At 52.3% G+C, this 24,607-nt stretch carries 24 protein-coding genes; 4 read left to right on the forward strand and 20 right to left on the reverse strand.

All coding sequences use genetic code 11. The features are described 5' to 3' along the window. Positions 1 to 523: 523 nt before the first annotated feature. The 6 genes from JJB97_RS06970 to JJB97_RS06995 all read right to left on the reverse strand — a co-directional run bounded on the left by JJB97_RS06970 (position 524) and on the right by JJB97_RS06995 (position 7,342). Positions 524 to 1,288, reverse strand: a complete 765-nt coding sequence (locus tag JJB97_RS06970; RefSeq protein ID WP_238713292.1) for a hypothetical protein — start codon at positions 1,286 to 1,288, stop codon at positions 524 to 526. A gap of 329 nt (positions 1,289 to 1,617) precedes the next feature. Beyond that, positions 1,618 to 2,598 (reverse strand): reverse transcriptase domain-containing protein, encoded by a 981-nt coding sequence (locus tag JJB97_RS06975; RefSeq protein WP_238713293.1) that lies wholly within the window; start codon positions 2,596 to 2,598, stop codon positions 1,618 to 1,620. Positions 2,599 to 2,615: 17 nt separating this feature from the next. Further along, complete coding sequence (locus tag JJB97_RS06980) at positions 2,616 to 3,170, reverse strand: fimbrial protein (protein ID WP_238713294.1); 555 nt, start codon at positions 3,168 to 3,170, stop codon at positions 2,616 to 2,618. Positions 3,171 to 3,303: 133 nt separating this feature from the next. Then, positions 3,304 to 3,807 (reverse strand): fimbrial protein, encoded by a 504-nt coding sequence (locus tag JJB97_RS06985; RefSeq protein ID WP_238713295.1) that lies wholly within the window; start codon positions 3,805 to 3,807, stop codon positions 3,304 to 3,306. A 108-nt stretch (positions 3,808 to 3,915) separates the two neighbouring features. Beyond that, a complete protein-coding gene (locus JJB97_RS06990) occupies positions 3,916 to 6,567 on the reverse strand; it encodes a fimbria/pilus outer membrane usher protein (RefSeq protein ID WP_238713296.1) in 2,652 nt (883 codons plus the stop codon). A 70-nt stretch (positions 6,568 to 6,637) separates the two neighbouring features. Continuing rightward, positions 6,638 to 7,342, reverse strand: coding sequence for a fimbria/pilus periplasmic chaperone (locus JJB97_RS06995; protein ID WP_238713297.1), 705 nt, complete (start codon positions 7,340 to 7,342; stop codon positions 6,638 to 6,640). A 1,243-nt stretch (positions 7,343 to 8,585) separates the two neighbouring features. Here JJB97_RS06995 and JJB97_RS18740 point away from each other — a divergent pair. Together JJB97_RS18740 and JJB97_RS07000 are read left to right on the forward strand one after the other, a co-directional pair. Beyond that, complete coding sequence (locus tag JJB97_RS18740; protein WP_399198234.1) at positions 8,586 to 8,807, forward strand: hypothetical protein; 222 nt, start codon at positions 8,586 to 8,588, stop codon at positions 8,805 to 8,807. Continuing rightward, positions 8,707 to 8,922, forward strand: coding sequence for a hypothetical protein (locus JJB97_RS07000; protein WP_238713298.1), 216 nt, complete (start codon positions 8,707 to 8,709; stop codon positions 8,920 to 8,922). The genes JJB97_RS18740 and JJB97_RS07000 overlap by 101 nt, the downstream gene beginning before the upstream one ends. 1,219 nt (positions 8,923 to 10,141) lie before the next feature. Here JJB97_RS07000 and JJB97_RS07005 read toward each other — a convergent pair. Beyond that, complete coding sequence (locus tag JJB97_RS07005) at positions 10,142 to 10,453, reverse strand: FaeA/PapI family transcriptional regulator (protein ID WP_399198223.1); 312 nt, start codon at positions 10,451 to 10,453, stop codon at positions 10,142 to 10,144. Between the two features lie 167 nt (positions 10,454 to 10,620). Between JJB97_RS07005 and JJB97_RS07010 the strand changes: the two genes are divergently transcribed. Both JJB97_RS07010 and JJB97_RS07015 read left to right on the forward strand, forming a co-directional pair. Then, entirely contained in the window at positions 10,621 to 11,364 is a 744-nt protein-coding gene (locus tag JJB97_RS07010) for a winged helix-turn-helix domain-containing protein (RefSeq protein WP_238713299.1), read from the forward strand. Continuing rightward, positions 11,357 to 11,836, forward strand: coding sequence for a FidL-like protein (locus tag JJB97_RS07015; protein ID WP_238713300.1), 480 nt, complete (start codon positions 11,357 to 11,359; stop codon positions 11,834 to 11,836). Before JJB97_RS07010 ends, JJB97_RS07015 begins: the two co-directional genes overlap by 8 nt. Positions 11,837 to 12,017: 181 nt before the next feature. On the opposite strand, the gene JJB97_RS07020 is transcribed toward JJB97_RS07015, so the two are convergent. The 13 genes from JJB97_RS07020 to JJB97_RS07080 all read right to left on the reverse strand — a co-directional run bounded on the left by JJB97_RS07020 (position 12,018) and on the right by JJB97_RS07080 (position 24,586). Beyond that, positions 12,018 to 12,752 carry an SDR family NAD(P)-dependent oxidoreductase gene (locus tag JJB97_RS07020; RefSeq protein WP_238713301.1) on the reverse strand — a complete coding sequence of 245 codons (735 nt, stop codon included), beginning with the start codon at positions 12,750 to 12,752 and terminating at the stop codon, positions 12,018 to 12,020. Then, a complete protein-coding gene (locus JJB97_RS07025) occupies positions 12,753 to 13,004 on the reverse strand; it encodes an acyl carrier protein (RefSeq protein WP_238713302.1) in 252 nt (83 codons plus the stop codon). An 11-nt stretch (positions 13,005 to 13,015) separates the two neighbouring features. Beyond that, positions 13,016 to 13,783 carry a hotdog family protein gene (locus JJB97_RS07030; RefSeq protein WP_238713303.1) on the reverse strand — a complete coding sequence of 256 codons (768 nt, stop codon included), beginning with the start codon at positions 13,781 to 13,783 and terminating at the stop codon, positions 13,016 to 13,018. Then, positions 13,780 to 15,042: a beta-ketoacyl-[acyl-carrier-protein] synthase family protein gene (locus tag JJB97_RS07035; protein WP_238713304.1), complete on the reverse strand. Its 1,263-nt coding sequence runs from the start codon at positions 15,040 to 15,042 to the stop codon at positions 13,780 to 13,782. Before JJB97_RS07035 ends, JJB97_RS07030 begins: the two co-directional genes overlap by 4 nt. Next, positions 15,029 to 16,429: a TolC family protein gene (locus JJB97_RS07040; RefSeq protein ID WP_238713305.1), complete on the reverse strand. Its 1,401-nt coding sequence runs from the start codon at positions 16,427 to 16,429 to the stop codon at positions 15,029 to 15,031. Before JJB97_RS07040 ends, JJB97_RS07035 begins: the two co-directional genes overlap by 14 nt. Next, positions 16,426 to 18,378 (reverse strand): ABC transporter permease, encoded by a 1,953-nt coding sequence (locus tag JJB97_RS07045; RefSeq protein WP_238713306.1) that lies wholly within the window; start codon positions 18,376 to 18,378, stop codon positions 16,426 to 16,428. Before JJB97_RS07045 ends, JJB97_RS07040 begins: the two co-directional genes overlap by 4 nt. Before the next feature lie 5 nt (positions 18,379 to 18,383). Beyond that, the gene (locus JJB97_RS07050; RefSeq protein WP_399198235.1) at positions 18,384 to 19,535 is read right to left on the reverse strand and encodes an efflux RND transporter periplasmic adaptor subunit; all 1,152 of its coding nucleotides are present in this window, start codon (positions 19,533 to 19,535) and stop codon (positions 18,384 to 18,386) included. A gap of 5 nt (positions 19,536 to 19,540) precedes the next feature. Beyond that, positions 19,541 to 21,682: a peptidase domain-containing ABC transporter gene (locus JJB97_RS07055; protein ID WP_238713308.1), complete on the reverse strand. Its 2,142-nt coding sequence runs from the start codon at positions 21,680 to 21,682 to the stop codon at positions 19,541 to 19,543. Between the two features lie 9 nt (positions 21,683 to 21,691). Beyond that, positions 21,692 to 22,642 carry an ABC transporter gene (locus tag JJB97_RS07060; protein WP_238713309.1) on the reverse strand — a complete coding sequence of 317 codons (951 nt, stop codon included), beginning with the start codon at positions 22,640 to 22,642 and terminating at the stop codon, positions 21,692 to 21,694. Next, positions 22,639 to 23,322, reverse strand: a complete 684-nt coding sequence (locus JJB97_RS07065; RefSeq protein WP_238713310.1) for a DsbA family protein — start codon at positions 23,320 to 23,322, stop codon at positions 22,639 to 22,641. The genes JJB97_RS07060 and JJB97_RS07065 overlap by 4 nt, the downstream gene beginning before the upstream one ends. 77 nt (positions 23,323 to 23,399) lie before the next feature. Further along, on the reverse strand, positions 23,400 to 23,594 hold the full coding sequence (locus tag JJB97_RS07070) for a DUF4762 family protein (RefSeq protein ID WP_238713311.1): 195 nt from the start codon (positions 23,592 to 23,594) through the stop codon (positions 23,400 to 23,402). Positions 23,595 to 23,608: 14 nt separating this feature from the next. Next, positions 23,609 to 23,818, reverse strand: coding sequence for a DUF4762 family protein (locus JJB97_RS07075; RefSeq protein WP_238713312.1), 210 nt, complete (start codon positions 23,816 to 23,818; stop codon positions 23,609 to 23,611). Between the two features lie 84 nt (positions 23,819 to 23,902). Beyond that, positions 23,903 to 24,586, reverse strand: coding sequence for a LuxR C-terminal-related transcriptional regulator (locus JJB97_RS07080; RefSeq protein ID WP_238713313.1), 684 nt, complete (start codon positions 24,584 to 24,586; stop codon positions 23,903 to 23,905). Positions 24,587 to 24,607: the final 21 nt, after the last annotated feature.

Here is a 24,607-nt window from a genome sequence, read left to right on the forward strand (position 1 = left end):
GACTACATGCGCCATGTCCCCCGTGAGTTGGTTGATTATCCCGTTGTACAAAAATTGCCGAATGTCCGGCCCCCCGGCGCTGAATCACTTGATGGCGAGGCCTGTCATTTAGATTTCAGTAACCCGGTCACATTCCGGAACCTGTTACAATCCGGGCCGCGCATAGTGGAATGCGAAGGCGGCGTTTAAAAATTGTGGAAACATCACAGACTTTCCGCAGGCCCAGTACTCTTGTTTGCTGTTCACTTCGCATTTATTCTGCAAATCCTTTTTTGTATTTTAGGTCGCGCGAGCCGAGGATACGATGGCTTAGTCGCAACCGGATGTTGCACGGGCGAATCGCAATACGACATTCCCCGCAGACGTTGACTACGTTTATCCTCCAGTCTCGCGGTACAACTGACGTAGTTACAGATTACTCGCAAGCTCGCTCAGACGGCGCAAATCCGCGTTTCCTGAGCACGGCCTCATTGCTGATCGGGTCTTGTCTGCCTGGTCGTCAGCGGTCACCCGGTCATGGCGATCACGATAAGCCTATGCTCACCGTACAAATACCTTCATGTATGCCGGGGTCCAGGTCATCCGGCGCGTCCCATTCCAGTTTCGGTGGTTTACCAGGGATCAGATGCTTAACCACGCCCTTCCCCGTGCTGTCAGATAGCGTGCATTCGCCTTCCCCAGAGCTCCTGACCGTAATCGTCACATCGTCGGGTGATGAGTCAGTCACGGCCCACCAGTTGACGGTCACTTCCCTGTGCGGCGCCGTCCCCCGGGGCGTAGGTGCCAGAGTAATTTGTGTATATTCCGGGGCCACGATAAAGAGTGGATCGGCTGACCATTGGTAGGGCGTTCCGCCCAGGTTGTAGATTTGCGAAGCGGCAGGAGGGGCTATCGAGGCGCTGTCGAGTGTTATCGAGAGGGATATCGTTCCAGTTTCTTGGAGTTGACCATCCCGGACCGATGCGGTCCAGCCATGATCCGCGGAGAGGTTCATGTAGTACGGCCCAAACGAAGCGACCCCCCCAGATGATTTTTCGATTGTTGATCTTGACACCCATGCGTCATTGTGGTAGTCGTGACCATGGTGAAGGATATATTTGTAGCACTGAACACTGACGATGACGCCGGAAGCGATAGATAGTTGGTTGTCGTGAATCGTCGCGTTCATTGGGGCTGGCTGCGGGCGTTCGGGAAGGGGAACGCCAACCGATAGCAGTGAGTTTTGGTCACCTTTTTCGGCTGACGGCCAGACGGCCAGACGGCCAGTACGGAGTTTATCATGAGCCATGTCGATGCACCTATTCCGGTGGTAGTGAATGGTCCTACGGTGTAATGAGGGTCGGATGCAACGCAGAGAGACGCCGCCTCACCCCAGTCTTCCACGATGTCGCCGATGGGATCGGTTCGCCCGTCATTGTAGAGCCATCCGGAGTCATGGTTAGTCGGGTACGCAGCGGAGAGGTTAGGGGTAGCGAGCATCATGCCCGCGATACAATAGAGTGGTATGAGTTGTTTAGATGTCATGATATTGTTGGTCCAGTTGTGGTTCTTTTTAGTTAATTAGAGGCATGGCAGCAGGGACGGGGGGGTTCCGGTGCTGTGAGATGTACGGTTGCTTTACTCCCGCGCAGGATACGTCGCCGCGCGCAGTATCCCTTTCGCCCATGTTATCCACCGTAATTCATACGCCTGCATTCGCCGCCGGGCTTCCTCACTGGAATAGCCTTTGCGACGAATCTGCTCAAAAAGCCGCACGCGACGCTCACGGTGGTTTTGTAACGCCCGTGGAGCTATGGCGGGTCCGTCCGCCCCAAACCAGACACCGAGCCAGTCAAATCCGCGCTCGATACGTCCCGTTTGCGTTTTATCCGGATGACGCTCAAAGCCGCTGAGTTCGAAAAACGAGGCGAGCTGTTGTATCCCGCGACGCAACTGCCATCGGGTCCGGGTAAGGAGCAAAAAATCATCCATATAGCGGGCATAAAAATAATCCTCTGGCGGAAGGCTTTCGTAATAGCCGTCAATGTGCTGAAGAAAGCTTGCGCCGTTAAGCGGGCTCAGGGCGCATCCCCGGGGGATGCCCGTGACTGGCGTGTGAAACTCCCCGCCCTGCTCAACGCTGTAATGCAAATACTGCTTTATCAAATCACGGTGGATCGCGTTACTAACAAACCGCTCAATCTGGCTGGCGACATGGTCTTTGCGTATATGTTCGTAATAGCCGCGAATATCCGTGCGGTGAACGAACCGGAACTGACTGTGGCGCTGAGCCATAGCCAGCGCCTGCAGGCTTTTTCTCACCCCCCGCCCTTTCAGATGCATACATGACGGTCGGACGGGTAAAAAGTTTGCCACATGCAGCGCCACCCACTTAAGCACCAGCGCATCCTGCGCTGACCACATTGCCCTCGCCTCCCGGCCACCGTGAACAATCAGCATCGGGCTTAACCGATAAGCGCCGGCGTTCACGATATTGAACAGTTTTTCCTTCATTTCCGGCCAGTGATACCGGAGATGCCAGACATCCGCGCTGGCGGGCGCATGCCTTCGTTGGCGGCAAAGCCATTGATACGCCTCACGCCATTGCGCATCCCCCATCGTTTAACGATGTCCTGTCAGGCATAGCTGATATTCAGGGTAAACACGCTCTGTACATCGCCGCCGTGAGGACGAATATCGCTGGTCTGTACCATCGATACTTCGAGAGGCAGCGTAGCGATACGATCTTCTGAAGGTTCAACTGAAACCGTGTTGATACCGGCGGGGTCCAGTGCTACGTCGCCGCTTGCAACTTTGATTCCAACGCCTGCGCCGGCTGAGCCTGCATTAGGAAAGGCGGTTGGATCATCTTTATCCGCATCGGTAGGCTCCACGCTAAACGCCACGGCGTTAACGGATTCATCACAATCCTGCAACTGAACAGAAAACTTTTTCTGCGCGACAACCGTCCCTTTTCCTTTGAATTTGAGGTCTGAAACCTCGCCCAGAGGCAAAGTCGTATCGCCCGGCAGCGTTGCGCAAGTGCCAGCCAGTACGACGACATGAAAAGTCACTGTCGCCGTGCTGCTCGGTGTGGCCGCGCCTGCGGTATGGCCTCCCAGGAGCCCTGACAAAGCAAAAAATATCCCTGCAGCCAGCCTTGCGGCGCCTGTTTTTTGTTTGGTTAGCATCCCATTATCCCGGTTGTTATCGGTCGGTAATATTTGCGCATTCAACATAAAAATGGCCTCCGGTATAGGGGTATAACGGAGGCCACAATAGGGATCAGGCCTTATGGATAACCCGTTTCCTGAACGCGCTAACTTAGCTGTAAGTTACGTTCATGGTAACAACAGAGTTGACCGAACCGACGGTTGGGGCTGTATCGCCTACCTGGACCATCGCAGCGGTCAGTTCGGCTTTCGCAGAACCATCTTCCCCCGGAACAACGTCAATTGCGTTACCGCCATTACTGGTCATAGCGGTTTCGCCACTGAGGATTTCAATGGCCACATTTTTGGCGTCGCCGGTGCTGGCAAAACCATTGGTGAAGATCGGGTCTGCAGTACCGGTAGCGGCGATATTGATATTGGCGATACCATCCGCCCCGGTCGGGCAGCCGGAGAAAGAAAGCTCGAAAGGTTTGCTGTTGCCGACTGAGCCTGCGCCGCTGAACGCATCCACGCCTACAGAGCCCAGATCGACGGTCATTGCGCTGTTAGCCGCGTTATCAATTTTACAGGTTGTTTCCACAATCTTACCGGTGACGGTAATATCAACTGTATCCGCCTGAGCGCCCATTGATGCGGCCAGAAGAACGGAAGCCACGAACGCTGCTGCGCCAGTTTTTTTCATAGTAGACATCATTTTTCCTTATTTACCACAGTAATACTGTTCTTCTGAACAGCGTGTTAAACCATCTGTATTAAGCAAACGTCACATACAGATTTCAGTATCCCGAATAACAGAGACATCATCTCCGGGCTTCGGCAGGTTATAGTCGAGCGCGCAATGCTGATCGGCCTGTTTACCCCACTGGGCCTCAATGTGTCCATGAGGCTTAAGGCCTGCAAGGAAAACCTGGCCATCGTCGCCGACAATGCCGGTCCCGTCATCCGTGGTGACCATCGTGCCAAACGGGACGGGCCGCCCGTGGAATTTGAGCGTAATCAGGGCGCGCTCGCCGGTATGCGCTCTGAAGCTTGCCCGCACCAGCGCGCCACGGGTCGGCACCAGGCGGACGGTAGAACTGTCAAGTTCGGTATGGCTGTCCAGATGTGTGACATCCAGGGAAACCTGGCTCTCGCGATAGGGCTGACCGAGAGGCGATACGGCATAACCGCGCCAGTCGGTACGGACGCCCGAGCCATTTTCCACCGGGACATCGGATGCCCCCGGCGCCGCAATAAGCACGTTCGTTTCACCCGGCATTTCACCAAGCGTGAGGCCATTGCGATGGATATATACGCCGCCATTGACGCCATAATTTAACTGGCGGTAACTGCCATCCGCGTAGCTGTAGCCCACAGAGGCTGAGCCATACCCGCCGCGATACTCCAGACCCGCATCTCCGCTGTAGCCGCTGTGTTCCATATACCCCTGGCTGAGGCTCCAGCTCAGGTTACGCTGTTCAAGCAGATTGCCCGACATACCGACCTGATGTGTCAAATCACCATTACTGTCACGGCGGCTGCTGAAGTGGGCCCAGCTTGATGACAGGCTGGAATCGCCCGGCAGTAAGGCGCTAAACGGCACGGATACGTTGACATATCCAGTCTTGTCGGCATCGCGTCCACTGTCCCGGTTATAGCTGTATGACAGGCTGTAGCTGACGGCGCCGACTGAACTGCTGAATCCGACTGTCAGATAATCCGACGATCCGCCACGGTTCCAGTATGTCTGGCGGCTCGCAGACAGATACAGGGAGCCGAGATCGCCCAGCCTCTGAGTGACGTTGGCCTGCAAACGCGCCCGGCGGGTGTTATACAGGTTGTAATAGTCGGTATAAGGGCGGGCGATGGGCCGCCCCTGCGCGTCCACATCCACCTCGTCATACAGCCAGCCTTCCATTCCCTTCATGGCTGTTTCGCTCAGGGTATGGAACCCGCGGGTAGAATAGCGATAGCCTGTTAACTGGAAAGTGGTTCCCAGCTCATTGAGGGAGCGGGCATACAGAAACCGAACGGACTGCCCCTGATGTTTGCTGTCATCGGCCAGTTGGCTTTTGGCATGGGTAATATCCGCAGAAATCGCCCCCCAGTCGCCCATATTAAGACCCAGGCCCAGGGCAAGCGCCTGGTAACGCCCGGCATACTGCACCCCGCCATATGCGGTGACATCCGCAGGCAAGCCCCACAGCAGGTTGCCGGTGACAAACCCCGGATTGTTATACTGACTGCTGTTGCTACGGAATCTACCGCCCGCCACGCTGTAGCGTAAGGTGCCTTCGCGACGTAAAACAGGAACGGATGAATAAGGTACGGTGAAAACGTGCGTCGTGCCGTCGGCTTCGATGACAGAGACGTCGAGATCCCCCCCTGCGGATAACGCATACAGATCGTTGATAACAAACGCGCCCGCAGGAACGAAGGTTTGATAAATCTGAGAACCATTCTGGCGAATAACAACGCGTGCGTTGCTGCCGGCTGTACCGCGGATAACCGGCGCATAGCCGTGCATACTATCCGGATACATTTCCTCATCGGAGGCCAGCTTAACCCCGCGGAAACTAACGGAGTCGAAAACGTCTGCCGGCGTATTCGCTTCACCCAGCGTCAGTTGGCTTTTAAGCGCAATGATGCTTCTTTCAGCATAAGTATTCAGACGCTCCCAGCGGTGAGACGAGTTATATTTATTTGTATAGGCGCTCAGGGAACGCGTATCGCGCAGTCGCCACGGACCAAGGTTAAGGCGGCTGTCCAGATTTAAATAATTAGTACGGCTGTCGCCATAACGGCCGTGGTTATCGCTGCCGTTAAACTGATACCCAACCATCAGGGCGTTAATGCCGTTATCCCAGCGCTCAGGGGGGATCCATCCACGTGGGCGATGAAGCAGGGCCGCCTGCGGGATACTGATATCCAGCCTCATTTTTGCGAAATCAAACGCCGTATAGGCTCCTGCAATAATATGCCCCGGAGACACTTTTGTTGCGCCCGGCAGGGAAGACAGCGCCGGATAAAGCGAAGTATTTACACCGAATTCAATCAGATCATTCACGGTAAGGCAGGCAATTAACCCTGTCTTGTCATGTACTTCAGACTTATCAGCCCTGAAATTATCCGTATCGGTTGTATTATTTCCCTTTTTATTATTTCCGTTTCCCGGGATTGGTATAAAACGAACAGAGCGCTGAGTGATTTCCTCGCCATTGTCGTAAATACGAACATCATAAACCCCAGGCAACTGAGCGCCTGCATGTGAAAGCAACGATAAATCCGCCACGGCGCCGTCATTACCAGACAACATCGCAGGCATAAAATACAACTCTTTTGCCTGTGCGGATATTGATGCAAAGAAACACAACGCAGCAAGTGGAGAAATTGCGAATAATGCTATGCCGCTATGGCTGGATAAATGACGTTGCATAGTTACTCTTATATTTACTGATTGCCTGAAAGCAGAAGTTTAAAAAACAATAACAGAACAAAGCGCCAGATTATTTAATGGTTCTGGTTAATAACGGAGTTGAGCCGCCAAAATCATTAATAGTAGAAAAAGTTACCTGTGTAGCGCCGGCCGGTAATCCTTCGACCCTGATATTACCTTTAGGCGGCACCATGAATGTTTTCATAAGATGGCCCGACGCTTTCAGCCCGGCGACAGTCAGGTAATAAGGAGAGGGATTACTGACGCTGAGATCTTTACCCTGGCGGCTGAATGTCAGCATTTCCGGCGCCTTATCAACTGACGGCGACAGCCCCTTCGGGCGGGCAAATAATTTCAGCCGATTAGCCGTGGCAATGAGCAGCGTGTTTTTACCCTTCATTTTATCTTTATCAACAGAAGGGATAGATTTTTCAATAAAGTAATAAAGCGATTCCCGATCCTTTGGCTGTTCAGGGCCGACGTAAACCAGTCGTAATGCATTCGTATCCCCCGGGCCGCTCATATAAAGCGGAGGCGTCACCAGAAAGTCATTACTTTTTTTTCCCGAGGCATCTTCCACCCATGACTGAATCAGAAAGCTATCGGAGCTGGAAGCATTAATGACTTTTACTGCGGCCTGCCCGGCGCTTTCATCAAAAACGACGCGCGTACCAAGAACGGCAACGCCGCCGCCAGCGTACGCCAGCCCCGATGTCAGCAGCAGCGTGGCCAGCAAACTCTTTTTAATTAAGGTATTCATTTTTGTGGTCAACATAATAATTCCGGTAAACAGCAGAAATTGCTCTGTTATGGATAGTCAAATTAAATAAGATCAAATCCTGCTGCAATCTCAGCAACAGCGACGAAGTAAATATAAATATAGCTCCCTCGCGCCGGCACATAATGACGGAGGGAGAAAGGCGACTCACTGAGTCGCAAATTAATATCATTTTTTTATTACGGTACTGCCGCCACTCCTTAAATATTAACCCAACGACTGGCAATACAGGTGCGCAGCAACCGGGCGAGACAAAATATACATACAAAAATATTTATTGACAAAGAAAATATCGAAGCGGGATCGAATAAAGAAAAATCGCCTGAACGTTTTATATTTTTTTATCGTTTACTACAAAAAGCATCGTAATGCCCTTCATTACGACATTAAAAACCACTTTGTCTATTTTATCAGGTAAAGAAGGCGACGTTCTTCACATAGGCAGTATAAATTACTACAGCGTGAAACATGAAAATTCACAACAAAAATATTACAATTAGCTTAATCTTAACCTGATTTTTAATATAGCAATAAGTTATTAACCTGAAATTGCATCAGCGACATATCATCTGATTTGAAAGCAGCACGGCGGGGGCCGGGAATAGCTTATGCGTTTGCTTAGCTACAGATATTACGGTCTGAGCGGTAAAAGTGGCGCTGTTTAACCAGGTAGAAAACGTTGTCAGGGCAGCCGAAAGGCAAGGCAGCGTTTAATAATACATTCACCTGCGGATATCGGGTTCTAACCTGGCAGGGGGCGACACGCCAGGGCGACTTTCCGCGATGACGCTTTTCGCATTTCAGTGCTGAGAAAACGAAAAGCCACGTCAGATTGTTGAAAAAGAAGGAAAAAACGGGGTTTTTCCTTCTTTGTGGTAAGCAGGCGAAAATCCATGCATTGATTTCCCCTATTTTTTATTGTGTTTCATCCCTCCTGTCTGCGACAGGATGGGGGGTTTGTCAGCAGTCTCGTTTTCTTTTTCCTTNTGGGGGGTTTGTCAGCAGTCTCGTTTTCTTTTTCCTTTATCGGGGTTAATACAGCGGTATTATCAGGACGGGGCAGCCGTCTGCGAATCTGTCAGGCAAAGGAACGGCCCCCCTGATGTTCCGCTACGCGCCGGCGAGCGCCGGGTTTAGGGGAGATCTACGCGCCAGCCGCCGTCTGTCAGCCGACATTTAAAGCAACAGCGCCGCTTTTCAAACTATCCGGAACAGGCTGCAGCTTGCCTGTAGCGGCTATATCACTGCTGAACTCATCCAAAATCGTGCTGACGCCAGCAAGCTGCACCGGGGCCTGGCCCGGTATAAAGGCGAAGAAGTAGGTGTCTGTAATGTAGGGACAGCGAAAACGGCCTTAACGGATGGCGTTAGCGAGCTTAACGGCATGGGCGACCTGCGGCTGGATTTTAGCGGGGATAAAACCCGTCGCGTCAGCAGAACTTTCGCGCGTCTGGCAGGCTAAACGGGATCAATGCCTGGCATTTAACGACCGCGAGCTTCTGCAGGGCGCGGGTAAAGCCAGTAAAAAATTAGCCGATGAAAAAGCGCAGGCGCAACAGGGTCAGTTTGCCAGGTAACTTCTTTTAAGCGCCGACGGTGAAAAAGATATTGTTGCTTTACTACAGTGGGAGAAAGCGCCTGAAAAGCCGCCCTGAGCGCATCCGCGCTACGCAAGCAAAACCATCTGGATAATGCTCTACTGAAATTAGCGCTACAGTAAGCCTTTGAATTAAGACAATTTCACCCAAAAGAGCGCCTAAATCTGCTGTAAAGCGCCCGTTATACCGAAGTACAGACAGAGTTAGCTTTGCGACCGAATGGAGGCGATGAGCCGTAGAACGGGGGTTTACGAAGCCACATTTAACGCACCACGGCCTTAATCAGGGGTTATAAAACCTCAACGGCCGCTCATTATCAGCGATGACTGAAACGCCAAACGTCAACAGCCGCCTCGCTTTACGTTCACGTAAAGCGAGGCGGCCGAGAGCGACAGCATTATCCCGAAACGTTTAACCTTGAAGCGGTAAAACGGGCGATTGCCCGATTGCCCGATTGCCCGATTGCCCGATTGCCCGAGATCGTTGCGCTTTTAGCGCGGCATTACAACCCGATCACCTCACGCACAGGCTTTGCTTCTGTATTCAATATTAAGCAAGCTACACAAACAAAAACGCCGCCATCGCGCTATAAATTTTTAATTTATCGCTGATATACGTCCTGTGCATACCCTTTCAGATTACCCAACCTTCTGGTGAGTTTAACGGCTTACTTCGCCATACACTTAAAAAGATATACACCTTTCTTTCATCTATAAAAAATATTAATACCTTCAGCGAATCTTGTTATACCTTTTGCCCGGGCCTGTTAACTTCTGATAAGTGAATAATCAATCATGGTATAAAGAGCTTTACTTTTAACAGGTTAAGCATCCGCCTTATCCGGCAATCGTCATCAATAACACATGCATGTAATTTATATATTCTTTACTAAAAAGGTGACATTCAGGCTTAAACATCAGACCCCGCGTTATTACCTGAAGTTAAGCAAACGAAAAATGCGCACGCCATTATTTTTTTATAAATATCCTCTTACAAATTATATAAGGATAAGCACCGCTGAAGCCTGCGTTTACTTGCTCTAAAGATGAAAGATTTATGTTTATAACCAGGAATACTCGCATTGCTTTGCGAGATAATAATACCTCTTCTGGTCATTAATTGATAATTAATGACCAGAAAATACGCCAGGTTGCAAAGACAAAACCCTGTTGTTAGAATAGCTTAATTCAACTGGCTTTTATGGTAAAAACCATCTGTGATGCTTTTGCATTTTATTCCTGCTTACCTGGCCATATTTTTCCAGAGGCAGGAGTAAGTGCCTGATTTTGTAAATTGACATACCACAGCAATTGGCAAGTTCCCTTGTGGATAGCCCTTTATCACCATGTTCTTTTAATAACTGGAGAATAATTTCCTGCTCCGGCACATTTACCGCTGCATGATTATTTATCCCCATAGCAGTCGCTAACGTTCTGAGGCTATCGAGAGGGGCGCTGGAACGCTTCAGAGATTTATCCGAATATTCAGTAAAAGAGACAAGCTTCATCATAAACAATCCTTTGTTTTGAAGACAGTCACAGGGTGACACCCTAAGTTATCACCGACAATATTAGCTTAAAATAAAAACCAAAACAGAATATTTACCTAATATTCACATGTTTTTCCTGTAAAAACGCCAAGACAGAGCTAACTTTTAGGTTTGGTGTGGAGACAAACATGAAATTCGAAATTGAGGAATTTATTCATTTTGATACAGAGGACGCCTCACTTGTTAACCAGAAAACCGGCGATCGTCTGGAGCTTTCACTGACTTCCACCCGGTTGCTGGCAAAGTTACTTTGCCATCGCAAAGATGTTCTTTCGCGCGATGAAATTTTTCAGTCCGTTTTCGATCAGTTTGGCGCCCGTTCTTCAAATAGTAACCTCAATCAATATATTTCCATATTAAGGAGAAACCTTGCCGAACTGGGTATGGTAAAAGAAACTATCACCACTGTTCCACGCGTTGGTTTCAGGATTTCAGAAGACGTTATGGTAAAAATGACCGATAACGCTAAAAAACCTGTTACCCTTCCTGAGTCCCACAAAAAAAAAACCTACAAATATTTTTCCCTTTTCCGTATTTTTTTTCCGTTATCTATTATCCTGTTCATCTCTTGCTTATTCATCGCAAACAGTCTGGAAAGCAAACTGAAAAGCGTCAGCCTCAAAAAAACGGCAATGGATAAATGCACCATTTTTTCATCCACGAGCTTTTCAACCAGTGAGATTGAGGAGGCGCTAAGTACAAATTCTCGCCATTCAAGGAAACTGGATTGTTCGATACCTAAAGAAATATATATCGAAAGGCTACAGATGAACAGTACCCTTGGTACGAACAAGCATTATCTGTTCGTTGAATGCCTGTTATCAAGTAATAAATGTGTAAGCTATTATTTCAGGGAAAAAGAAAATGCTTAAAAACATTGCTATAGCTGTAATCGCAATCGTTATCTCTATAATAACTTACTTTAGCTGGTCGTTTTACCAACGTTACCTGTCGGCCCCCTTCTTTTGTGAGTCCGAATTCTCAATTATCGAGAAAATAAATGATAATCATATTCGCGCTGACGGGCTTTTTTCCCTCGTAATGACCGACAAACATCTGTTTATCAACATTGACGGCCTGATGACGAAAAATGACAGCAAGTTTATCATTTCACGCGTCATACGCGTTGAATATAACCGCCATAACCGTGAGTCGCCCTTCCACAGGATCGAAAACATTAAAACGTCACGATATAGCACCGATAATATAGATGATGATTTAGCCAGTGTTCTGTTATTCTCGCCCACGGGTGAAAATCAGCTACTGTATATCCAAAAAGTCAACAACAACATGCTGTTCTTTGGCAGTCAGTTATTTCCACGGTATGGTTGTAAACGTAATTAAACCGCATGAGGCCATGCCTTCTGGCGAGCAATGTAAAACGTGCTGTCCCCTCTTTTTTCATCCCAAACAGGCATCCGGTAAAGCCTTTTTTAGCGATAAACCTGACGCACCATTAACCCAGGCCCGCGGTATACAAGAGCGCCGCAGCAACTAAGCTGCGGCGTCAGTTATCTCTCCTGTTTCAGGCAGACAGGCCGCCATCCAGCACCAGCGTTTGCCCTGTCAGATAGCGGCTGCCGTCATTAATCAGAAACGCCGCCGTATCGACAACGTCCTGCATTTGACCCAGCCGCCGCAGCGGAATTTCCTGGCGCATCGCTTTAAGCTTTGTCTGCGGTATGGCCGCAGTCATATCGCTTTCAATAAGACCCGGCGCCAGGCAATTAACCCTGATGCCAAAGCGCCCCACTTCCCGCGCCAGCGAGCGGGCGACGCCCATCATGGCCGCCTTGCTGGCGGCATAGGCGGTCTGCCCGCTATTTCCTTTGACGGCCGTCACGGAAGACATCATGACGATAGCGCCTTCTCCTTGCGTCATCATTGCCGGCAACAGCGCCTTGTTCCAGCTCACCATTGCGATCAGGTTGTTATCCAACACATCGCGCCAGACGTCCGCATCCTGATGAATATGCAGCGCGTCCCGGGCAATGCCGGCATTATGAATAATGGCCCCCGGCGGACCGAACTCGTCAAGCATCGCCTGCGCCAGCTCTTCCACGCGCTGCTCATCTTTCCCGTCGCAACAATAACCCCTGACCCAGGCATCCGTATGCGCCTGCGCCTGCGCAAGAGTTTGCGCGACGCCTTCTTCGCGACGTCCGGTAAAAGCGACATTCCACTGCGGGAGCAGGCCGGTCACCAGTGCCCGGCCAATGCCGCGGCTGCCGCCAGTGATCAAAACCCATTTCTGCATCATTCAGGCCGCCGTTTCCTTAACAAAGTACTCACACAGCTCGCGCAGCGTCATTGTCGGATGCTGAACAAACAAATCCGCGCTCAGCGTAACGCCGAATTCACGCCTGGCGAGGATCATTAATTCCACGTAATCAAGGCTATCCAGCTCCAGCGCCGTCAGCGGCGCATCAGGGTTGAGATCGTCGATATCAAGATCTTTGGCATCACAGATCATTTCACTGACTTTTGCATATATGCTGTCGTAATTATTCATAATATTATCTTTTAGTTTGCAGCCAGAAGGCCGATTTTTAAGGTTATTGCATTACTGATAGTCATATTTTCCTCTCTGATGGCGGCAGCAATGCGCACGACGGCGCCGCTTTTAATATCCCCCACCACCAGCGCAGGTAAAACATCTATTTTCAGCGCGTGTGTAAACGTTCCGCTTTGCCAGGGCAGCAATAGCGAACGGTGAAAAACCAGTTCCTGATGGGTCTGTACGACCTGGCATTGAGAAAAAATTTTCTCCAGCGACGCCCCGGGCGGCAGGCACGAGGCGATAACGTCCTGACGCAGCAGCGCGGCATCGTGAATCAGATGGCGAAACAGCAGCGCATCCAGAAACTGCCACCGCGTTGCCTGCGCCAGTAGCGGCGTGAAGGCGCGCTCAAGCGCGGCAATATCGTCGACGCTCAGCACGCTCTGGCTGGCCGCCGCCGTCTCGTCGGCGGCGTGGTGCGCCGTTAGCTGGCAGGAAAGGCATGTTTGCGCCATTGCCGGATCGATAACCGACGCCGCCGCCGCTCTTTTTTCATCCGCCTCCAGTGAGTAAGACGCGCCATACCATAGCGGACGACGCATTCTTACCATGCACTTCAGCCACTGCGCCGCCGGGGCCGCAGGCTCAATGAAGCGCTTTACATCCAGCAGCGCCCGCATGCCATGAATCGACAACGCCCCCCGCGTCTTATCAAAATGCACGGGGTTGTAGTCGCCGGAAAACGCCGCCCACCGTCGGGCATCGTCAGGCGTATAAACCAGCGTTCTCACTCGTGCTTCTCCAGTACCAGCGCGGCGTTCGCACCGCCAAAACCAAAGCTCATATTCAGCGTCCGGCGTATATTGCCGCGACGATGTCCCTGAGCAATGTAGTCAAGATCGCACTGCGGATCGGGTTCGCTCAGGTTTGCCGTCGCCGGCATAATGCCGTGCGCCATAGTCTGCAGGCAGATAATGCTTTCAAAGCTGCCGGCAGCGGCAATGAGGTGCCCGGAATAGGATTTGGTGCTGGACACCGGAATGTCGTAAGCCGCACGGCCCAGCGCCATTTTTAGCGACTGTGTTTCGTTCAGATCGTTAAGCGGCGTTGAGGTGCCATGCGCATTGATATAGTCCAGTTGCTCCGGCTCAAGCCCTGCAACCTGCAACGCCTGCCTGATTGTTTGTACGCGCGCAACGCAATCTTCAGCAGGCGACGTAAAGTCAAACGCATCTGAAAAATTAGCGTAGCCGGTCACCTCACCGAGGATCGTCGCTCCGCGCGCCAGCGCGCTCTCACGCTCTTCCAGGCAGAGCACCGCGGCGCCTTCTGAAAGCACAAAACCGTTACGTCCGGCGCTGAATGGACAACTGGCGCGGGTAATCTCCTCTTGCTCCTTGCACAGCGCGCCGAGCACATCAATATTCCAGACGGCATAATGGCTTATCAGCGATTCTCCGGAACCCGCCAGCATCATGGTCGCCCGCCCGTTACGAATAGCTTCCCAGGCATCGCCAATGACCATATTGCCGGTCGCGCAGGCCGCCACGGCCGTATTCTGGTAGCCGCGTAAATTCCAGAACTGGCTACAGGCCGCCGTCGCCACGTTAGGCATGGTTAAAAAACAGTTGAAGGGCGATGAGATATTCGTCGCGGCAAACTCTTTTGTGCCCGCATTGCTTTCATCCAGCCCCCCCCAGCCCGTCCCCATTATCACGCCGCACGCCAGCGGGTCGTAAACATCCTGGGGCTGGCCGTCGCCAAACGCCATCGCCACGGCCTGGCGCGCAGCGCCAAGCGTCAACCTTGCATAACGCGGCAGGCGGCGGCGAATCGCCGCCGGCACGCCTTTCAGGCCTGGCTCTTCGTCAATTAATCCAAAAAAACGAGACTGAATGTTGTACGCCGAATAATCCACGGCACGGTAGCCCAGCCGGCCATCCATAATGGCCTGCCAGCTCTCCTGGGCGGTTATGCCCAGCGGCGTTACTGCGCCATACCCGGTAACGACGACACGTTTAAAATGATTTTTTTCTTTATTTTGATGCATTGCTGTCTATCCCTTGCTTAACTTCACCGCCTCCCTGCGCCAGCCAAAGCTGCATCGTGGCGTAAAGATAATCGTACTGCGCCTGCGCCAGGCTGTTTTCCTGCAACAGCAGATCGTCCTGCGCATTAAGTAACGTCTGGTAATCAACCGCTCCGGCACGATAGCGGCTTTGCGTCAGCTTCAACCGCTGCTGGCTCAACGCCAGCGACGTCTGTAACCTTTCCCGCTGCTCATCCGCGCTCAGGCGCGCTTCCATCGCGTTATCCACTTCGGAAAGCGCGGTATAAGCGGTGCGGCGAAAGGTCACCGCCGCCTGTTGCACCTGTAAACCCGCCTGCGCGATGGTAAGCTGCACGGTATTCCACTGGATAAACGGCGCCGCCACAGAAGCGCCCAGCGTACGCACCGGCGCGCTGAACCACTGGCTGAATACCTGGCTTCCGGCGTTAAGCGCCGCGCTCAGCGACAGCGTAGGGTAAAAGCTCAGCCTTGAAACATCGTAACCGGAGAGGGCGGCACGTAGCCGGTATTCCGCCGCCTGAACGTCAGGACGACGGGCGATCACCCACAGCGGCGTGCGGGACGCGATCGGCACACGTTTGCCCACGGCCAGCGTCGTTGCTTCGTTCGTGTGCTGTTCCGCCGGGCGGTTTAGCAGCAGCGCCAGCGCGTTACGCGAGTTTTCACGCTGCTGTAGCTGTGCACGAAGCTGGTTCTGACGGGCAATCAGCGTCTGGCGCGATTGCAGCACATCCAGTTGGCCGACCTTGCCTGCCCGGTACCAGGACTCCACCTGCTCCAGCGTCTGCCGGGCAATTTGCTGGCTTTTTTTCAGGTTGCTGATTTGCTGGTTATTCAGCGCGATAGTCCAGTAAAGCTGCGCGGTAGTGCCAATGGTTGACAGCACCGTTGCCTGGTAATCCTGCTCGCTGGCCTGTACCTGCCACTCGCTTTGTTCCCGGGTTCGCGCCAGCTTACCCCACAAATCCAGTTCGTAGTTCAGCGACAGCGAAGTATTGTAGCTTTCCTGCGGCGCCTGCCCGGTACGCACACTTTTGCTGTTGCTGGCGCTGGCGCCAAGCGTGACGTCCGGCGTCAGATTGGTGTTACTCAGTCCTGCGGTTGCGCGCGCGATTTTCAGCGTGATGGCCGCAGCGGCCAGATCGTTATTGGTCTGGAGCACCTGCGAGATTGTGCTCGTAAGGCGCGGATCGTCAAACCCCTGCCACCAGCTCTCTCCTGCCGCCAGCCGACGCGCCTTATCCTGCCCGGCTTTCTGCTCCCAGGTTTGCGGTACGGACAAGAGCGGGCGTTGGTAATCGCTGCGGGTAAAGCTACCGCACCCGGCAAGCAGCAGCGTTGTAATAAGAAGCGTATGTTTTATCATTCCCGGGCCAGCGCCTCCGTAGGGTTGAGTCTCGCTGCCCGACGGGCAGGAAAATAGCCAAAGGTAAGGCCGATAAGCGCGGAGAATCCGCAGGCGATAATTACCGGCAACCAGGTAAAGACCAGTGAGAATTCGCTGGTGACCAGAGAAAAAATTTGCCCGGCAATCCAGGAGCCGACCAGCCCGATAAGCCCCCCCAGGGCGCAAATCACCACAGCCTCAATCAGGAATTGATTCATAATGTCCGATGGGCGCGCGCCAACAGAGAGACGAATACCAATTTCGTGCGTACGCTCGGTCACGGACACCAGCATGATGTTCATGACGCCTACCCCGCCAACAACCAGCGAAATAGCGGCGATGGCGGTAATCAGCAGCGACATGGAATCCGAGGTTTTTTGCAGCGCGGAGGCAAGCCTGTCGTCGTTCTGGGCAAAAAAGTCTTTACGCCCGTGCTCACGAATTAAGTGGTGATCCACACGGCTGATAGCTTCTTTCGGCTTAATGCTTTCGTCAAAGCGCAGCACAATGGACTCAAGCGGCCTGTCGCCGGAGATACGCTGCTGTAACGACGTCCAGGGCACCCAGCCGGAGATAAATCCGCCAATCATCTTCGGCCCGGGCCTGCTGGCTACGCCAATAACGCGCCACGGCGCGCCGCCAATCTGCACTAATTTATCCAGCGGATCTTCCCCTTTGGCAAACAGCGCTTCGTAGCTGGTTTCATCGAGCACCAGCACGGGTTCGCCGTCCACAATATCGCGGTGGGTAAAGCCAAAACCCCGTACAAACTGGATGCCCTGCAGGGAGAAAAAGTTCTCGGCAACGCCGGTCAGCATCATTGAATAATCCAGGCCCTGGCGTATAACAATCGTTGAGGCGGACATGACCGGCGATGCGCCCACCACCCACGGCAGTTTTTCCAGGCTGGCGATGTCATCGTTCGACAAGGCGCGCTCCATATCCTGCCGCTTGCTGCCCCAGCCAGTGCCGGGACGGATTTCCAGCGTGGTATTCCCGAGCTTGCCGATTTCGCTCATGATGGCTTCACGCGCGCCTTCGCCCACGGCCATTGACGATACAACCGATGAAATGCCGATGATAATGCCCAGCATGGAAAGAAACGCGCGCATCCTGTGGCCCACCAGCGAGCGCCAGGCCATGCGCAGCGACTCATGCAGACCACGCCACAGCGATGCGCGGCCATTATCCTTTACCGCTGCCAGCGCGTGCGGCGCATAGCCGGTATCCTGCGCCAGATTCAGCTCGTCTGCGATAATACGCCCGTCGCTGATTTCAATAATGCGCTGAGCCTGCTCTGCGACGTTACGATCGTGTGTGACGATAATGACGGTATGGCCATCATCGTGCAGTTGATGTAACACATCCATCAGCGCTTTACCGCTTGCGCTGTCGAGCGCGCCGGTAGGTTCATCCGCAAGGATAACCTGCGCGCCGTTGATAAGCGCCCGGCACACGCTGACGCGCTGCTGCTGGCCGCCGGAAAGCTGCGCCGGGCGGTGATGCAGGCGGTTTTCCAACCCAAGTTTGCAGGCCAGCTCTGCCGTACGGCTGCGGCGTTCCTCTTCCGGCATGGCCGTGTAGAGCGCCGGAATGGCGATATTTTCCTCTGCCGTCAGATAGGGCATTAGATGGTAGCGCTGAAAGATAAATCCCAGATAGCGGCTACGCAGTTCAGCCAGTTGTACGCTGTCCGCGTTTTGCACCGCATCGCCGTTGATAAAAACCTCGCCGCGGCTTGGCCTGTCGAGACAGCCGATAATATTCATCAGGGTAGACTTACCGGAACCCGAAGCCCCCATGATCGCCACCATCTCGCCGGGCTGAATCGTCAGCGAGATGTCGTTAAGCACCGGTATCACCTGCTCCCCGGCCTGGAATTCACGGCACACGTTGCGTAAGGCAACGATGGGCGGCGTAGTTGACATAACGCTTACCCCTGCCCTACGGTTGGCTGCATTACTACGCGATCGCCGTCTTTTAGCCCTTCAAGCACTTCTGCAAACTGGCGGTCATTCAGACCGATATGCACTTTACGCGGCTGCGCTTTGCCGTTTTCCATCACCAGTACCTGGTAATGATCGGCGCTGAACGCCTGCCCAAGCGCCGCTACCGGTACGCGCAACACGTTTTTAACCTGCGCCACGCGGATATAGACCTGCGCCGTCATTGAGGTTTTTAATTCGCGATCAGGATTGGCAATCTCAAATGTCCCGTTGTAATACACGGCGCTGTTTTGCCCGGGGCCTTTTGCGTACATCCCCCTTTGCTCTTCCAGCGCTTCCTGAGGCGCGGGCTGTACAAAACCCATTTCGCTCTCATAACGCTTTTGCGGATTCGCGACGGCGTAAAACCACAGCGGTTGGCCGGGGCGGATTTTCCCTACGTCGGCTTCGGAGATCCGCGTCTGCACAATCATTTTATCGAGATCCGCCAGCACCAGAATGGTCGGCGCGGTTTGCGATGACACGATAGTCTGGCCTTCCTGAGTGATAATGCCCAGCACTTCGCCATCAACCGGCGCTACGATGCGGGTATAGCCCAGGTTCGCCATCGCGGTTTTCACCGCCATTTGAGACTGTACAATTTGAGCCTCATACATTTTGACTTGCTGCACCTGCGAATCGTACTGCGCCTGCGCCTGCTCCAGGTCGCTACGCACGCCGGAGCCGTCTCTTGCCATCATACGCTGGCGCGCCAGTTCCTGCCTGTAGCGTACCAGCGTCGCTTTTGAAGACATCCGCTGCGCCTGCGCGCTGGCAAGCTGTGCTTTGGCATTATTAAGATCGGATTCCTGCAACGTAGGATCGATTTCCGCCAGCAACTGGCCTTTTTTCACTTTGTCGCCCGCGCGCACGTATAGCTTACGTAGCTGTCCGTTAACCTGCGCGCCCACATTAACCTGCACCGACGGCTTAATCACGCCGGTCGCCAGCACCACCTTTTCGATATCGCCGCGCTCAATCACCTGCGTATCCAGCGCCACCGTATCCGACGCCATTATTCGGCTAACGGCGAGCGCGCCAGCCGCAATCAACGCAACCAACCCTATCGTCAACCCTATCCAGCGCGTTTTACGCGTCATCGGCTTCATGCCACAACCTCCATGTCAACGGACGTTTCAGGTTCCATGCCGCGAAGCTCGCGGCGCAACTGTCCGTCGCAGAGACGGTATACCTGAGAAAAAAGCGGCAAAATATGCTCGCTGTGCGTGACCACAATCAGCGTTTTTCCGGTTTCACGGCAGTGCCGCTGAAGGGTAGTCATTACTATATCGGCGGTTTCATCATCAAGATTAGCCGTCGGTTCATCCAGCACCAGCACAGGCCGCGGGCTGTAAAGAGCGCGGGCCAGCAACAGGCGCTGGCGCTGGCCTAACGAAAGCGCCGCATGGCTTTCGCGAATCAGCGCATTCACGCCGCCTGGCAAACTGGCGATCACCGGCCCCAGCGCCAGCGAGGCGAGCATGGCCTCAACGTGGCTTTTTTTACTTTCAATGAAATTAGGATCAAACAGCGTAACGTTTTCCATCACAGTGGCGTTAAACAGAATATCTTCCTGGCTCTGGAGATAAACCAACTGAGATAGCGGCTTATAATTAATATTTCGGCCATCGGCATAGCAGTTTCCCTCCTGAGCGCTGAATAAACCGGCCATCAGGCGCAACAGCGTGCTTTTCCCTACGCCGGATTCACCCACAATAGCGATCTGGCTGCCGGCAGGCAGATCGACAGACAGGTTCTGCAAAACAGGTTTTAACGGCTCATAGGAAAAACCGATATGTTCAAAGCGCAGGTGCGGTACGTGATTAACCGGCAACTCAGGCAACGCGGCGGCGTCTTCCTCCCGCTCGGGAAACAGGCTGTGCGCGCGCGCGTCGATAACGTGCAACTGAGATTTCTGGATGATGGAATAAAAGATTCGCGTGATATAGGAACTGAAGATCTGACGTAAAAAGCTATAAGCGAAAAAGTCGCCCAGAGATATCAGCTTGCCGTGTACCATCGGCAGCACCACTAGCATAAACACGACCATTTCAAGGCTGCCGGCAAGCTGGTAAAGCCCCTCTTTTACCTGCTGATACACTTTCTGCTTCTGAAGGCAGGTGAAGAGATCGCGACTAAACCAGGCGAATTGCGCTTTACGCTGGCTTTCCAGCCCGGCGGTTTTTATGGTCAACACGCCCTGAAGCGTTTCCATAAAAAAGTCGTTCAGCGCCGCGCTTTTAAGCTGAATTTGCTGGGTATACCATCGGTCCCGGAAAATCGCCCAGACGCTGATAAGCCCCATGACCGTCACGCCAATTGAGGAGATAACAGCCAGCACCGGCGCAATCCAGAACATAATGCCCAGCGCGATAGCGCCGATTATCCAGTCGGATCGCAGGCCGTTATCCAGCTCGATTTTCTGCTGAAGCGCCGCCTGCCAGGCCGCAAAGCGGCTGAAAATCTCCCCCGGCGCCCGCTTTTCGAAAAAACGCAGCGAGTTGCTCATCAGACGTGCAAAACCAAGCCCGCTGTTAACCAACACAAAGCGCTTCACGAACCGTTCAGTGACGATCCTGACGCCCAGCGCCAGCAGCGTGGCGGCCACAAACGCCAGAATGAATAAACCGTAGGGAAACTCTTTCTGCGCCGCGTCGGAAAAGGCCTGGTTGATAGCATTGCTGACCATAGTCGGCATCAGAAACAGCGTTAACCCCACCAGGAAAGAGAGCGCCATTAGCCAGTAAATGCCGCGCACCGCCGCCGTCTCTTTCATGCTCATCGCACGTAAAGGCGCTTTTTTCTTTTTGAGCGCGCCCGGAAGTGTATCAGCGGTTTGATACGGGCTTTCCCGATCGAGAATGAGCGCATACCCGCTAATTTCTTGCTTAAGCGACTCAAGAGGCAGCCACTGCTCGCCTATCGCCGGGTTCATCACGCAAACGTAACGTCCTTTACGATAAGCCAGCAGCACGTAGTGGTTCGCACCATAGTGCAGAATGGCGGGCAGAGGAACCTCGCCCAGTTCGCTGTGTTCAAATAAAACCGGCGCGGTAGCAATACCCAACTGAGCCAGGATATTACCGAGATCGTTAAGCGATGAACCGTGATCTGATGCCGGGAAAAGCTCGCGCAGGGTATCCAGCGAAACAGAAATGCCCTGAGATTGCGCCAGCATCACAATACAGGCAAGACCGCATTCGTTAGTTTCTTCCTGAAATATCGGGTCCGGGATTCGGGTTTTCATTATTATGCTTTAGTGATTGATAAAATAGAGAGAATGGCTGTGCCACAACAGCCAGTCCTGCGGGTATTCCCGCATCTGCTGTTCAATGATGTCAGGCAGTCGCGCCGCCGCCTTGCGGGCGCTGACAGGCGTATGAATATGTATGCGAAGGCCGTTCTGGTAATACAGGTGGTAGAAAACGACCTGCGCTGAAATCGCCCGGGAAAGGCGCGCCACGCCGCTGTGCAATTGCGCCGGACGATTGAATAACCGACACGAGAGCCTGGAGGAGGTCCCCTCTTCTGTCTGAACGGTATAGTCTGGCGTAATATCAGGAAAGATAATCAAATTCCGCTCACCGGAGGCAACCTCCATAATGAGCGACATCAGACTGGAGGCAAGCTGCGTATTGTTCTGGTGAATAGAACAATACGTCAGCGAAACATTACCCATTTCCCGCGCCTGCTGGTTATAAACTTCCGCACTAGAAGAAACCACCACGCCAGCCCTGCCAGGCGTTACGCCCGCGCCAACCATCGCCGCCAAAACGTCAGACACCGCATGCAGCGGCGCCAGTACAACCGGGATATTTTGCTGATGCAGCGGCGCGACTACGCTATCCAGCGCCGCAGAACAGTCGGCTATCTGGCGCAGCATAGCCGGGTGCCGCGCCCAGGTTGCCGCCACTTCCAGGATGCTGCGACGAGTGGCAATCCAGGCCGCGTCAACGGTCCCATCCAACCCGGTAAGGCTGCGAAAGTTCTGCGTCGCCACCGCGTTCTGGCGGCGATACGCACGCCCAAGCAGCCCCAGCGAACAGAGTCTTTTCGCCACCCATAGCAGCACAGGCAGGTTCCCGTAGCGAAGCAGCTTTCTGAAAACGGCAAACGCACAGCGCCGAATAACGCTGTGCAGTTTTAAAACCGGCGTCAGGCTATTCTTAGCGCTGAAAACACACCAGATAATAACAAACCGCATCACGGATTTTGTTCACCCTTTTGAAGCAACTGAATCATCTTCTGAGCGAACTCCGGGAAGGTTCCGTCCTGCACCATGACATAACGTTTATTAACGATAAACATCGGCGTGGCGTTAATATTGTAATACTGCGAAACGGCCGCCATGTAATTTAAGCGATCCTTTACCGCCTGGCTCTGTCGAACGGCGTCATACCTGTCTACGCTGATATTATTTTTTACCAACCATCCTTCCAGCACACTGTCGTTTGCCAGATTAACGCCACGGGCGATAACGCTATTATAAATTTCATCGCGTTTTTCTTTTTCAATGCCCATTTCTTCAAGCGTGGCGAAGACCGGCGCATAGGCTGCAAGCGGATTCCCTTCCTTCACGATATGAATGGCCGAGAAGCTGACGCCTTCTGGTAAATTATTTACCATTCTCGCCACGTTTTCTTCGTTTGCCGCACAGAAGTGGCAGCCGTAAGACATGACTTCAATAATGCTATTGGCGTCTTTAATGGGGCTGTTTTTCACCTGCTCAGCAGAAAGTTCTATAAGCTTAACTTCAGCTTCCTCGGATGTGGAAGAGAACGTCTGGAAAATGAAAATATGGTAAAAAAGTACGGTCATCAGCGCTGAGATGACAATAAGAAACAGCGAATAACCGATTACTGTGGCACGTCCGTATTGTTTTTTCATAACATCCCTGAAATAGCAAAAATACATGAGGAAAAATCCCCATGTATTAATAGGTTAATAAATTTTCAGTGCAATAATTAACTGATACCGCAGTTCATCGCATTAGTATCTCTAAAGGTCTGGCGCAGGTTACCACGCTTATCAGTGCAGGTCGTCACCAGCTTACAGGACGTAACAGCGCCAATAGTCAGGGTCATATAGCTGTTTACGCAGTTTGTATTGCAGGTGCCACCAATGATGCCAGAAGCTTCCAAATTATTAATTTTTTTCATCTTTTATTATTCCGTTAATTAGCCTGATTAGGGTTTCCGCCACAGTTAGACATATTTGTCTCTGCGAGAGATATAGTTACCCGGCCCTTTTTATCCGTACATGTACCAACAAGCTTACAGGTAACAGCACCACCAACGACAACAGTTTCATAGCTGTAGATGCAGTTTTGCTTGCAGGTACCGCCAATGATGTTGGCAGCCTCCAGCGTTTTAATTTTTTTCATAAGTATATCCATTTCCTTAGCATTATAATAGCAATTTGCGAATTTTCCTTCGCCTTACCTAATCGATATTAATTATCGATAAAATCAAACCTGTTCCACCAACTGCGGTCGTGCAACAATACAACGAAACGCATTGAAAAGATCTATATTATTTCTGACGTTCAGCTTCCGCATCAGGCGTCTTTTGTGGTAACTCAGTTTACGAATATCAATATCCACTTCGACGGAGATTTGTGAAAGAGACTTACCTTTAAATATCTCTTCCATCAACCACCATTCATTACTGGAAATGCTGTATTCCGCATTATCAGACAACCACTTCATGCGCGTATAGTTAACCAGGGAGTGGCTAAAGCAGCGCGTTCCGGACGCCACTTCGCGCAAGTCCCGGAAAAAAGACACGAAATGATAAAGAGATTCGTTTTTGAGCAACCAGTTTGCCTCAGGCAACAGAGAATACAAAGCAAAGAATAACGGAATATTATTCTCGCTGAGCAACATGACCAGTTTCTGGTCATGTTTTTGATAGCACTCTTTTACTATGCTCAGCGCGCTGAAGCGATCGTAAGGAAAACTTTCCAAATCGCATAATATCCAGCGCTCATTATTCTTTGTCTTCTTTTGGTTTAGTCCGTCAATCAGTTCCGTAAAATTACCGGAACTGATGTATGAAATATCGGCAGATTTCCCAAACTGCTCCAGAATAACTGCCTTAACGCCTTCGGAGAAGAAATTGTTCTGATCGTATAGGAAACATTGATATTTCATCGTACTATCCCTGTCGATGCC

This window comes from Tenebrionibacter intestinalis (genome assembly GCF_016632365.1).
In the GTDB taxonomy this organism is placed as follows: Bacteria; Pseudomonadota; Gammaproteobacteria; order Enterobacterales; family Enterobacteriaceae; genus Tenebrionibacter; species Tenebrionibacter intestinalis.